This is a genomic window from Psychrobacter sp. Ps7 (assembly GCF_022129225.1).
Lineage (GTDB): Bacteria > Pseudomonadota > Gammaproteobacteria > Pseudomonadales > Moraxellaceae > Psychrobacter > Psychrobacter immobilis_A.
Window position 1 is genome coordinate 1 of the sequence record NZ_JADQAH010000053.1, and the last position, 12,768, is coordinate 12,768.

13 protein-coding genes are annotated in these 12,768 nt (G+C 44.0%); 7 read left to right on the top strand and 6 right to left on the bottom strand.

Annotated elements, in window-relative coordinates; translation table 11 throughout:
• Both I3257_RS13200 and I3257_RS13205 read left to right on the top strand, forming a co-directional pair.
• Positions 1-320: 3'-5' exonuclease (locus I3257_RS13200; RefSeq protein WP_238050044.1), on the top strand; the 320-nt coding region annotated here is incomplete at its 5' end.
• Positions 321-424: 104 nt separating this feature from the next.
• Positions 425-1,450, top strand: a complete 1,026-nt coding sequence (locus tag I3257_RS13205; RefSeq protein ID WP_238050045.1) for a tRNA-dihydrouridine synthase — start codon at positions 425-427, stop codon at positions 1,448-1,450.
• Between the two features lie 74 nt (positions 1,451-1,524).
• Here I3257_RS13205 and I3257_RS13210 read toward each other — a convergent pair whose 3' ends face one another.
• Together I3257_RS13210 and I3257_RS13215 are read right to left on the bottom strand one after the other, a co-directional pair.
• Positions 1,525-1,950, bottom strand: coding sequence for an MAPEG family protein (locus tag I3257_RS13210; protein ID WP_238050046.1), 426 nt, complete (start codon positions 1,948-1,950; stop codon positions 1,525-1,527).
• Between the two features lie 14 nt (positions 1,951-1,964).
• Entirely contained in the window at positions 1,965-2,378 is a 414-nt protein-coding gene (locus I3257_RS13215; RefSeq protein ID WP_055125345.1) for an OsmC family protein, read from the bottom strand.
• A 519-nt stretch (positions 2,379-2,897) separates the two neighbouring features.
• Between I3257_RS13215 and I3257_RS13220 the strand changes: the two genes are divergently transcribed.
• Complete coding sequence (locus tag I3257_RS13220; protein ID WP_045452438.1) at positions 2,898-3,419, top strand: RNA pyrophosphohydrolase; 522 nt, start codon at positions 2,898-2,900, stop codon at positions 3,417-3,419.
• A 96-nt stretch (positions 3,420-3,515) separates the two neighbouring features.
• On the opposite strand, the gene I3257_RS13225 is transcribed toward I3257_RS13220, so the two are convergent.
• The 3 genes from I3257_RS13225 to I3257_RS13235 all read right to left on the bottom strand — a co-directional run bounded on the left by I3257_RS13225 (position 3,516) and on the right by I3257_RS13235 (position 7,455).
• Positions 3,516-4,610, bottom strand: coding sequence for an NAD(P)-dependent alcohol dehydrogenase (locus tag I3257_RS13225; protein ID WP_238050047.1), 1,095 nt, complete (start codon positions 4,608-4,610; stop codon positions 3,516-3,518).
• Between the two features lie 232 nt (positions 4,611-4,842).
• Positions 4,843-5,727, bottom strand: a complete 885-nt coding sequence (locus I3257_RS13230) for an NRDE family protein (RefSeq protein WP_238050048.1) — start codon at positions 5,725-5,727, stop codon at positions 4,843-4,845.
• A 96-nt stretch (positions 5,728-5,823) separates the two neighbouring features.
• On the bottom strand, positions 5,824-7,455 hold the full coding sequence (locus I3257_RS13235) for a DUF4139 domain-containing protein (RefSeq protein WP_238050049.1): 1,632 nt from the start codon (positions 7,453-7,455) through the stop codon (positions 5,824-5,826).
• Positions 7,456-7,732: 277 nt separating this feature from the next.
• On the opposite strand from I3257_RS13235, the gene lgt reads away from it, so the two are divergent.
• From lgt to I3257_RS13255, 4 genes are all read left to right on the top strand, one after another.
• Entirely contained in the window at positions 7,733-8,617 is an 885-nt protein-coding gene (lgt, locus tag I3257_RS13240) for a prolipoprotein diacylglyceryl transferase (RefSeq protein ID WP_087813630.1), read from the top strand.
• Between the two features lie 74 nt (positions 8,618-8,691).
• Positions 8,692-9,582 (top strand): thymidylate synthase, encoded by an 891-nt coding sequence (locus I3257_RS13245; protein WP_238050050.1) that lies wholly within the window; start codon positions 8,692-8,694, stop codon positions 9,580-9,582.
• 76 nt (positions 9,583-9,658) lie between these two features.
• Entirely contained in the window at positions 9,659-10,228 is a 570-nt protein-coding gene (locus tag I3257_RS13250) for a dihydrofolate reductase (protein WP_238050051.1), read from the top strand.
• An 11-nt stretch (positions 10,229-10,239) separates the two neighbouring features.
• Positions 10,240-10,593: an energy transducer TonB gene (locus tag I3257_RS13255; protein WP_238050052.1), complete on the top strand. Its 354-nt coding sequence runs from the start codon at positions 10,240-10,242 to the stop codon at positions 10,591-10,593.
• 61 nt (positions 10,594-10,654) lie between these two features.
• On the opposite strand, the gene uvrC is transcribed toward I3257_RS13255, so the two are convergent.
• Positions 10,655-12,499: an excinuclease ABC subunit UvrC gene (gene uvrC, locus I3257_RS13260; RefSeq protein ID WP_238050053.1), complete on the bottom strand. Its 1,845-nt coding sequence runs from the start codon at positions 12,497-12,499 to the stop codon at positions 10,655-10,657.
• Positions 12,500-12,768 lie beyond the last annotated feature (269 nt).

Here is a 12,768-nt window from a genome sequence, read left to right on the forward strand (position 1 = left end):
TAAAAACACTGGTGAAACTCGTCGATGATCATGGCACCAATGTCCTGAGCCAAGCGGTCAATAGTCTCACCAGTATCGAAAATGCTGACTATGTTATCTCCACTGCCCACAAAGCGAAAGGGCTCGAATGGGGAAAGGTACAGCTGGACGATGATTTCTATTATGATGTGACCACCAATGCAGTCAAGATCAGCCCTGAAGAGTTGCGTTTGCTCTACGTCGCTTGCACACGTGCCCAGAGCAATTTGGACATCCATAATATTAAAGACTTGATATCGGGTTTGCAGACAGGCAAAAAAGTGATTTTTGGTAATACTTAATTTTTCTCAGTTAGTCACTCTCTGTATTTGCCACTCTAAACCTCTAGCCTACCTGTCTTTATGGCAATCCTTTAATAGCACCCTTTTAGCAGTGAACAACAAGCATGAATACTAATCAGCAACTTCAAATACGTCAAAATACCATCCGTCAGTTATTCGCCAATCCCGTCCGCCTGCTCGCTCCAATGGAAGGCTTGACCGATCCATTAATGCGGCAAATCCTCACGCAAATTGCATCAGACTTGGGTCGCCCTTATGATTGGTCGGTTAGCGAATTTATCCGTGTGACTCAGCACGTATTGCCTGCGCATGTATTTTATAAATACGTTCCAGAACTGCGTCATGATGCTAAAACTGCCTCTGGCACGCCTATTCATATCCAGTTGCTCGGTAGTGAAGCGCAACTCATGGCAGAAAATGCTGCTTATGCTGCCGAGCTTGGTGCGCCGGCGATTGACATCAACTTTGGTTGCCCTGCCAAGACGGTCAATAGCCACCGTGGTGGTTCCGTATTGTTGGATGAACCCGAAACCATGTATCAGATTATCAGCGCAGTGCGGCAAGCTGTTCCCGTTCATATTCCAGTATCAGCCAAAATTCGTTTAGGTTACACCGATACCAGCCGCATGGATGATATCAAAGCTGCGATTAGCGACAGTGGTACTGATTGGCTGACCATTCATGCACGGACCAAAACTCAAGGCTATAAGCCGCCAGCCTATTGGGACAAAATCCAGAGCTTTAACACGCTAGATATTCCAGTCATTGCCAATGGCGAGATATGGAATGCCGAGCACGCGCAAAATTGTATGGTACAAGCTGGTACAGAACATCTGATGTTAGGTCGCGGCGCGGTTACCCGTCCAGATTTGGTTGCTCGAGTGGATTGCGGTTCAGATGATGCCATGCTAAGTGCGGCAACGTTGTCGTGGGAAGCGATGGTCACCCATCAGATAAGATTTTTGGAAGGTCGGGCTAAAACTGAGGTGATATTAGTGGGTCGTTATAAGCAATGGCTTGCGATGCTCATCAAAGGCTATAGCGAAGCAAAAGTTTTATGGGACAGTATTAAAAGAGAAAAAAATAAAGCAGCTATCATTAGTGCACTGCAAGCCAGTGTGCGCCAATAATAGCTGCTTTTATCTTAAAGGCAATCTGTTTTAAAACAGCACTATCTTAAAGCCAGTCTGTCTAACGAATAAGATTAAACACTCACTCTAATTGCTAAATAGAATAGCATCAAACAACAGGCAATCGATAACGCCCAAAGTATGGAGCGAAACGTCGCCAAATTAGTAATATAAGCCACACAAAAACCGATACGAATCAGCACGTACAACCAAGCCAGTATATTGATAATAGATTGTGGGACAAAGAACAGCATTGCCGTCAGTACTGCTGCCAAAAATATTGGCAACGTCTCATAGCTGTTTTGCTGGGCCGCGTTAGCACGTGCGGCCGCGCCCGTCGTACCTTGTAAAAAATCACGTGGATGGGCATTGTCAGCCAAACTAAAGCCGCCAATAGCTTTCGCTGTCAATGCCATGGCAAGCGGTAGTAAACTTGCTACGACCATCGCCCAAATGGCGGACGCTGCTGTATCAGAGACTAATTCCAGAAGTGCATTCATTAGTATACTTGCCCCTACCCTGCAATCACTTCGAAATCATGGGTGACGTTCACCCCACCTTGTACCAACATTCTACTGGCTGAGCAGTATTTTTCTGCGGACAGTTTTATGGCCTTCTCTACTTGGCTTTCTTTGACATCTTGGCCTGTCACCACAAAATGCATGTGAATGTCAGTATAGACAGCTGGTACAGTTTCAGCACGCTGAGCTGTCAACTCGCAACGCACGTCTGTCACCTCTTGGCGCGATTTTTGTAAAATCGCTACCACATCGTAGCTAGCACAACCACCAAGCCCCAATAGAATCAGCTCCATCGGACTTGCACCTTTTTCTTTATCGGCATCGATCTGTACATTATGCCCTGATGGTGACACGCCCATAAATGCTTTGTTTTCTTGCCACGTTACACTTGCTTTTGACTCTGACATCTTGACCATTCCTTATTTTAATTAGCTCGTTGCCCGATTTTTATTTTCTGGCAATATGTTTTACTTGGCTAGTGTAGCATAAGCCAATGGCACATTTTATCGAGCGCTTATCATCCAAAATCATTATCATTATGAATAGCTCACCTATTTGTCTTTTGCTGCCTTATTTTTAATTAAACCTTTTTACTAAAATTTTCTTAGCAGTGAATTAACATTCATACACCGCCTACTGTTTATTATTCAAACCTATCCTCTTATAGTTCGAACCTCTCTTTGCAGTAAGATTTTCCAAAATACATTACAAAAGTTTAATTATAACTGGTTGATTTTAAACAGTTAAGCTCGTGAAACATTTTATAGCAAAATACTGTTACACATTTTGCTTGTTTCTTGGTTTAATAACGGTAATGAATCTTATTTTGACCTAATATCGACAACCATCACCTTATAATAATTATGATTGCTGTCACGGTTCTAGCTCAAAATAAGCTATTTTAAATAAATTAAAAAGGTTTAATCATGATAGATGCAGACGGCTTTCGCGCCAATGTCGGCATCATCTTGGCAAATACACAAGGGCAGGTTCTGTGGGCAAAACGTATTGGTCACAACGCTTGGCAGTTCCCACAAGGCGGTATCGACCGTGGGGAGACGCCGATGGATGCGATGTATCGCGAGCTCTGGGAAGAGGTCGGCCTGCATCCGCGTCATGTAGACTTATTGGCAGTGACGCAAGATTGGTTGCGTTATCGTCTGCCAAAACGCTATGTGCGGCATGGACAGCACCCTTTATGTATTGGGCAAAAACAGAAATGGTTTTTGCTACGCTTAGATGAGACGAACACTCAACATATCCGCTTTGATGAGGGCAAACCAGAATTTGATCATTGGCAATGGGTCAGTTACTGGTATCCACTTGGACAAGTGATTCATTTTAAACGAGGCGTTTATCGTCGTGCCTTGCAGGAGCTAGTGCCTGAGCTACCTCTAAGACAAGAGCTGATTATTCCTGAACAAGACAATCACTTGTTGATAGGATGAACTGACATTCTGATTAAAAGTAACACCTAATAGAAGAGCCTGTATCCTTTAGATGCAGGCTCTTCTATTATATAGCGATTATATCTTGCGGAATAATTATGGCTTGATAGCAATTTTTAGTACGCCGTCACGCTGATGCATGAACAAGTCATAGGCCTCTACAATATCATCCAAGGCATAGGTATGCGTCACCATCTCTGATAAATCCACTCGACCGGACTCGATGACATTCATCAATCGGCGCATACGCTCTTTACCTCCTGGGCAGAGAGCCGTTCTTATCGTATGATCGCCAAGACCAGAGGCGAAATGAGCCATTGGAATGACTAAATCTTCAGAATACACACCCAAGCTTGAGAGTGTACCGCCTGGTTTTAATATTTTGAGACATTGCTCAAACGTAGACTGTAAACCTAACGCCTCGATACTGCTATCCACCCCGCGACCACCAGTGATTTTCATGATCTCATCAACCACGTCAATTTCTGTGAAGTTTAGAGTAATATCTGCTCCCAGTTTTTTTGCCATGGCCAAACGGTCATTATTGCCATCGACAGCGATAATCATCGAGGCGCCTTTAATCCTTGCCCCAGCAGTAGCGCATAAACCGATAGGTCCTTGTGCGAATATAGCAACCACATCACCGATCTGAATATTGGCGTTTTCTGCGCCTTTGAAGCCTGTCGACATAATGTCAGGGCACATCAACACTTGCTCATCCGTCAGTCCATCTGGCACTGGACATAGATTGGCCTGCGCATCTGGCACTAGCACATACTCTGCTTGCGTACCGTCAATGTGATTACCAAAACGCCAGCCGCCTGTGGCTTTATAACCGTGACAAGAACATCTACCATCTGCATCAAGATAACCACCGTCTTGTGACGGGAAACCATCTTGACTGGCATAGGAGGTAAACGTTGGGCAAATGGCGCCAGCAATGACTCGCTGCCCTTCTTCATAGCCCATGACTGCGCTACCAAGCTTTTCAATGATACCTACTGGCTCGTGACCAATGGTTAAGCCTTTTGCAACGGCATACTCACCTTTAAAGATATGGATGTCAGTACCACAAATGGTCGTGGTCGTAATTTTTACCAAGGCATCATTAGGGCCTACATCAGGGATTTTTTTATCTACAATTTCAATTTTACCTGGTTCAATAAATATCAGTGACTTCATCATGCTCATTTCACACTCCTTGTTTTATAAACATTTACTCAACTGGTATGAACTTTAGTGACATCTATATTTATCTTACGCCATATAAATAGTAATTTAAAGTAAAATCCATTCTTTAATAAAGGGATTGTTGATTCTCTATTGTTAGATATTAAAACTGTAGTATCAACCTTCTCATGAAAATTGTACGTAATCCTCATTAAGAGTAGATGAAAAAGCTAATAGATTAAAAACCCATAGGCTACTTATGACTATCATGCCGACATTCTTTATAATTATCATGCTGACACTCTCGGCTTACTAATCTAGCAATATCATCCACTGCTGAATCTGCCAACAGAGAATGACATTTAAGGGTTACAATGCTTTGGGTACGTGTCGCATAAGTTGGCAAATTATTTTGCGTATAATTAAAAGCAACAGGCTCTATATAAATAGAAGACAGAATCTGCTCAATCTCAACAGCCACTCCAGTCTCCGGCAGCTTATCCACTGGCGCTTGCGTATTATCAGACAATACCGCAAAGGCAGCTTCTTGCCAGTACTCAGGTTCGCTATTCTCAGCGATTAGTGGCAATATTTCTTGGCGCAGCCTGCCTCGCAGCTTTTCAGTTTTAAACCAGCTGTCCTCAGGCTGACCATTGGAAATGATATGCAGTCCTGCATATAGTGGCATAGGAGCATGACCACGATTATTGACAATAACGGCTTGTGTTATATCACCAATAATGAGATTGAACCCAGCATAGTTTTGCAAACTAATCTGCCGTGCAAACTCCATCGGGCTTATATCACTGGTTAAGAAATCCGTGACTAGCGCCCCGCGTGAGCGCTCATCAGAGCTTGCCTGCACGCCATCGCGAAAATTCAATACCGCAGCCCAACGTCCGTTTTGCTGATAATATTCTTGAGGCGCTTGATGACTGTATTGATGATTGGCTTGATGGGGCTGTTGATGAATACCCAGCCAAGTACCGCCACTTTGTACATCGCGTCCTGCAAAAACAGGCTTATCTTCCCATTGATGTAGCAGCTCTGTCGGACGCTGCAAAAACTCATCGCGATTGGACAATAACACCAAAGGCAGCTCATCAAATAGTTGCCAAGCAATGGCGACAATACACATAAGACTCCTAATTTTACTAAAAATGTGCTTAATAACATGTCATTGCTTAGCGAATGGCCAAGCTTGATTTCGGTTTGAACTTAGTTCACTGACAAATTAGTTCACTGATAAGTTTTTGCTAGCAGGATAACTAATCTGAGAGGTCGACTGTATGACTTTCGATTGTTTACTTGGTAAATCAAACTCCCACGCAACCATACCTTTATTGTCATTCCAGTCACGCTCAGTCACTGGCGGTGTATGAGTGACGGTTACTTTAAGACTATCGTCGCGGCTAATCGGCTCACTGCCCAATACTTGTAGATGCATAGATCGGTTGTGCTGATTGTTAAATTGATAAGCTTGGGTTTTAGTCAAGGTTTGCGTGCGATTAAACGCGCCTTTATCACCCTGCTTATCTTCATCAGCTATCTGCTTTACGATGGTATTAGGGTCAATACCAAAACCGATACCTTGCTCTTTGAGCGCTTGATAACTATAGCGCGCCTGCCCGACATAATTATCATCACGGTATAATTGTAGCGAACCATCTACCCAAGCTGGTGTCAAGAACGGTGCGGATGCATACCAATAGCCAGCTTCCTCCACACTCGGCGTACTACGAATCCATAGCTTGCTACTGCCCGACTGCTCATCAATGACTGTCCGTACGCGCCTGCCATCGCTTGGAATACTAATACGCTGCGGCAAGCGGTATTCGGTAATGCCGTTTTTATTCTGACTGCTAACGGTAAAGCTTGGCAGCGGCGCCATGTTAGGTGTCGAGGCACCGCCATAGCTGTCTCTTGCAGTTACCACAACAGACATGTTTTCCGCCATAGGTGGTACAGATATAGTCCGGTTTTCTCTATCTTCTTCATATAAAGAAAAACGCTCAACTCGTGGCAATTGGCTGGTGGTGTTTTGATTGGGATTGACAGAGCTTAGCATCAAAGGGACATTGAGCCAGTTTTCTCCTGTCTGCTGGGCAATAACCGCAGAGGCAATGATATTTAATTGCTTGGTTTCAGTATTCAGCCTTGCTTGATACGTTGGCTCCCAACCCGCGCCGCGTACTTGATAGTGCAGTTTCACACTGCTTGGTACTCGACTGGCAGTACGTACACTCACTTGAGTCACACTATTTTGAGTGGAAGTCGCGCTGCCTGCCATTAGTTGGTTGAGCGCATTTTGCGCACGGGCTTGGCGCTGCTGAATTTCTAGTATGCGTTTATTAATACTGACCGCTTGGGTTTCCAGATCGCGCGCATTATTGGCAAGCGTGCCATCTGTACTGATTTGCGTGACCTTGGTTAAATTCTGCAAGTAAGCTTTAGCTAAGCGTGCCGCTTCTAACTCAGCATTGATAACTGCCAAATTATCTTGCTGTGTCTGCACTCTCGCCTCACCTTGATACTGACACTGTGCTGCTTGCTCATCGCTTAAAGTCTCGATACTGACTTCACCAATATTGATGCCATTTGCTGCTTGTACGCTCACACTGTCTTTATCGATATAAGGGGACAGACAAGAAAAAACCAGCGTCTGCTCACCGCTACCATTAATTGGTAACGCACGAGTTACGCTGGCTAAGCCCTGATAAATGGTCACTTGCTCAATACTACTGTTAGCTGCCTGAGCAGGAGTCAAAGCTAAAGCCGCTAAGCTAAATAAACCCAGTGGCGTCAACTGTTTTTTAGAGGGTAAAAAATTAGGTAATATTGCTACTTTTGATAACTTAGCTTGCATAATCATTCCTTAAAAATACGGTTAATCCATTAATACGGTGCATTAGCGCAAGCACGCAGTATCTAACGCCTCATTAAATATAATGAGGCAATATTCATGATGGCACTTATCTTCAGCAACTTTTTTATATCTTAGCGGTTTTCTGGCTTTCTTTCTAGATGTTACCCGTAGCAGATAAGTTGTTACCATGAGATGAGCCTCACCGTAATTTGGTATGCCTCACTGGCTATTTTTGCTATTATGAGCAGCATTCTATTACCAAATTTATGATGCCCTTATGATGATACATCCTCAGTACGATCCTGTAGCGCTGTCTTTGGGTCCAGTAGAAGTGCACTGGTATGGCCTAATGTATTTGTTGGCATTTGCCGCCGCCTTTGGTCTGGCTTGGTATCGCAGCACCAAACGTGACAATTGGAACACTGACATGGTGTCCGACTTGGTATTTTTTGGCGCACTTGGCGTCATTTTGGGCGGTCGTGTCGGCTATGTATTGTTTTATCAATTCGGTGAATTTTTACAAAACCCCGCTTACCTTTTCAAAGTCTGGGAAGGCGGTATGTCTTTCCATGGCGGCATGATTGGTGTCTTACTGGGCATGTTATATTTTGCCCGTAAGTATAAAAAGACCCCGTTTCAGGTGCTGGACTTTATCGTTCCTTGTGTGCCAACGGGCTTGTTATTTGGTCGTATTGGCAATTACATCAATGGCGAGCTATGGGGCCGCGTCTCTAACGGTGGCTACAACTGGCTTACCTACTTCCCGCAAGCGGCTGCTACTGATATGCAGCAATTGCAAACCAACCCTGAGCTGCAAGAGTTGATGCTTGAAGTAAATGGGCAGTATTTGCTACCTCGTCATCCCTCACAGCTGTATGAGGCACTTGCCGAAGGGTTATTATTATTCCTATTCCTATGGTGGTATTCATCAAAACCGCGCCCACGTATGGCAGCATCGGCAGTATTTTTATTGGGCTATGGCATCAGCCGCTTCATCATTGAGTTTTTCCGCCAACCAGATGCGGACCAAGGATTTGTATTACTAGGTTGGATGACCAAAGGGCAGATACTCAGCGCTCCCATGATTATTATTGGTTTCATTATGCTGGTATACGCTTACAAACGCGGTATCTATGACTGGGGTAAGCAGTCGGCTTATTAAGCACTAATTCACATCAAGTAGCCTGTTAAAAAACAATACAACTATGCGTTTTAATAGCGTAGAAGAGCAATTTTATGACCATGAGCAACTCCATTATTAGTAACAACAAGCAGCGTAAAAACGAGCAAGCCTATCTAGATTTGCTGCATCTTGTCCTGACTGAAGGCACTGAAAAAGGCGATCGTACTGGCACTGGTACGCTGAGCCACTTTGGCGCGCAGCTACGTTTTAATTTAGCCGATGGTTTTCCATTATTAACCACCAAAAAAGTCCACTTTAAATCTATCGTCTATGAGCTATTTTGGTTTTTAAGTGGCAGTACGCATGTTGATTATCTACAAGCCAATGGCGTACGCATTTGGAATGAATGGGCAACCGCAGAGCAAACGGCTCGTTTTAATCGTCCTGCTGGTGATTTAGGCCCTGTCTATGGTCATCAGTGGCGCAATTATGGCGCAAGCCAGCATGAAGATGGGAGCTATAATAATGATGGTATCGATCAAATCACCCAAGTCATTGAACAAATAAAAACCAATCCCAATTCAAGACGTTTGATTGTGTCTGGTTGGAATCCCGGTGAAGCAGATCAAGTTGCGCTGCCGCCTTGTCATACGCTATTTCAGTTCTTTGTTGCGGATAATAAACTGTCATGCCAGCTCTATCAGCGTTCAGCAGATTTATTCCTAGGCGTGCCATTTAATATTGCCAGTTATGCCTTGCTGACCCATATGGTCGCGCAAGTATGCGGATTAGAAGTGGGCGAATTTATCTGGACGGGTGGCGATTGTCATATTTATCAAAACCACCGCGAGCAAGTTGAATTACAGTTGACGCGTGAGCTTTATAAGCTACCAACGCTGACGCTTAACTCTAATGTGAATGATATTTTTGCTTTCAAATACGAAGATATTAGCGTTGATGGTTACGAGTCGCATCCTGCGATTAAGGCAAAGGTTGCAGTCTAGCCTTTGTTTGATTGAAAGTTTTAAATAAATGCAGCAAATGCAAGTAGCATGTTAAAGACAATAAAAAGGATACGTTATGAGTTATGCCCACACCGAAGTTGCCCAAATCGCAGCTATCAGTAGCAACCGCTGTATCGGCAAAGATAATGAGCTACCGTGGCATATCTCAGCAGATTTGCAGCACTTTAAAAGCATGACGACTAAACAAAATGATGGTGCGATTCAAGGTATCGTCATTATGGGTCGTAAGACGTTTGAATCAATGGGCAGCAAGCCTTTGCCAAAACGCGTGAGCTTCATCATCAGCACCCAGCTAGATTATGCCGAACAAAAAGGTTTGGTCGGTAAAAGCAATGCTTACGTGGTGCATAATTTAGATGATGCATTAACGCAAGCGGCAAGTCTGGCACATGGTGCGCATCTGGATACTATTTGGGTGATTGGTGGCGAGCGCGTTTTTAGCGACGCCTTAATGTATACCGACCGTATTGAACTGACTCATGTCGATACTGAAATCACTGATGGCGATGCATTTTATCCTGAATTGCCAAATGAGTTTGAAGTGGCCGAAGAATCTGAGCAAATGCACGATGAAAAAAGTGCACTAGATTTTAAATTTGTGACTTATAAAATAAAAGCAGACTAGGTCAGCTGGTTATGAAACTACTACCCTTTATCTTTACTGGCATATTACTATCGGGCTGTCAGAGTCTAGCGACAAGAGAGCCTGTTATTAAGCCTGCTGAAATATTGCGTCAACCTCAGTTCACAGTTCCACACAGAGCAGCTAGACGTTTGAAAGCTGGTGAGGAATATGAAGTTGTCCTGAGCATATTGATTGATAAATCTGGTCAAATTAGTTCCATTTCTGTTACTGAGTCATCAGGCGTCGTGTCATTAGACCTAAGAGCTCTACGTGATGCTAGAAAAATGATATTCAAAGCCGGTACTAAGGATAATGAGTTTATTACAACAAAAGTTACTGTACCCATTACCTATGTAATACCTTAGAAACTGTTTACCCTACTACTAAAAATTTAGACAGATAGACAGGTAGGTAGAATGTAAATGCCTACTCGTGCAATACTTTATAAACCGTTTTTGCAAGTACTGGCCCAATCCCTTGCACGCCTGCCAATTCTTGCTGCGATGCACCGAGCAATTGTTGCAATCCGCCAAAATGATTGAGTAAATCACGGCGGCGCTTTTCACCCAGCCCAGGAATCACCTCTAATACTGACGATGAACGGCGCTTATCACGCTTCTTACGATGCGCTGTAATCGCAAAACGATGTGCCTCATCGCGAATATGCATCAGTAAATGCAGCGCCTTGCTATCCATCGGTAAATCTAACGGCTCATGATCGATAAAATGCAGCACTTCAAGCCCAGCCTTACGTCCTTCGCCTTTTGCCACGCTAATCAGCAAAGTATCACCAAGAATACCCAGCTCGGTTAGCACTTCTTTAGCGATGCCAAGCTGACCTTTACCCCCATCAATCAGCAACAGATCTGGCAATGGCTGCTTCTTATAACGCCGTGTCAGCACTTGTTTCATTGCGGCATAATCATCGCCACCGACAATGTCATGAATCGCATATTGGCGATAATCACGGCGACGCGAGCCACCTTGGTCAAATACTACGCAGCTACCAATGGTCGCCTCGCCCATGGTATGGGAGATATCAAAACACTCTATGCGATCAATGGTTCTATCAGTGACGTCCGCTAAGACATCTTTTAAGGCACCAAAGCGCGCATGCAACTCTAAATAGTCGCCCAGCTTGGTTTTTAGGGCATTATTGGTATTGAGTTTGGCTAAATCTAACCATTCGGCACGGTGCTCACGGACACTGGTTTTGATCACGACTTTACTGCCAAAATGGCTCGCTAGCGCTTCACTGACCGCCACCTGATCCGGTAATTCATGACTCAACATGATTTCAGGTGGCAAGTCATCCGTTACCTGAAAATAAAATGAGGTAATAAATGCTGATAAATTGTCCGCCAAAGGCTCGCTACTATCCACATCAGGGAAGTGATTCTTACCGCCCAACACACGACCGCCACGTACGGTCAAGACGTTGACGCATGTCATGCCCGCCTGACTAGCGATAGCAATCACATCCGCCTCACCTTGTACGGTATAAACGGCTTGCTTAGCTTGTACTTCACGCAGCATAGACAGCTGATCGCGATAAAACACGGCCTTTTCAAAGTCTAATTCTTCAGCAGAAGCTTCCATTTTTTCAATCAAAGCACTATGAATATCGCTAGAGTCGCCTTTTAGGAAACGAATAGTATTATTGACATCTTCCATATATTCTTCAGGCAATACCAAACCCACGCAGGGCGCACGGCAACGCTTAATCTGATACTCAAGACAAGGACGCTTACGTTGCTTAAAAAAAGTATTGGTACATTGGCGCATTTGAAACATTTTCTGCATCAGCACCAGTGTCTCTTTGGCAGCATGAGCAGAGGGAAAAGGACCGAAAAAGCGACCTTTTTGGTGATTGCCTTTACCGCGACCATAAGCCAATCGCGGGTAAGGTTTATCCGCTGAAATAAACACATAAAGGTAAGATTTGTCATCACGCAATAGCACGTTATAAGGCGGACGATATTCTTTAATCAAGTTTTGCTCGAGCAATAACGCTTCGGTCTCACTACGGGTAATAATGGTTTCAATATTATGTATCCGTGCCACTAGCGCTCGTGTTTTTGGATGGTCAATGGTTTTAGCAAAGTAGCTATTCACACGGTTCTTAAGCGACTTAGCTTTGCCGACATATAAAATATCGCCATTTTTACCCAGCATTTTATAGACCCCTGGCAAATTTGGTAGGCGCTGGATTAAATGCTTAAGACGGGCTTTCTTGTCATCGACAGGACTCGATTCTGAGACATTGACCATAGATTTTTTTGCTCTTAAAAGTCTTGTAATACTGCTAGTTATGGGGCGGTAGTCATTGTTTTACAAGCCAATTATTATCATAGCATCACCCATAAAAAAGCCAGCACCAAGGCTGACTTTTTATAGGTAAGCAAGATGCTATTAATGGCGGAAGTTTGCCATCAGTGCTGGAATACCCGGTAGCATACCAACAATAGCCATCACACCTGTCAACACCACAAACATAATACCCGGTATGATCCAGCGGCTCATTTTAGTCAAATTGGCAC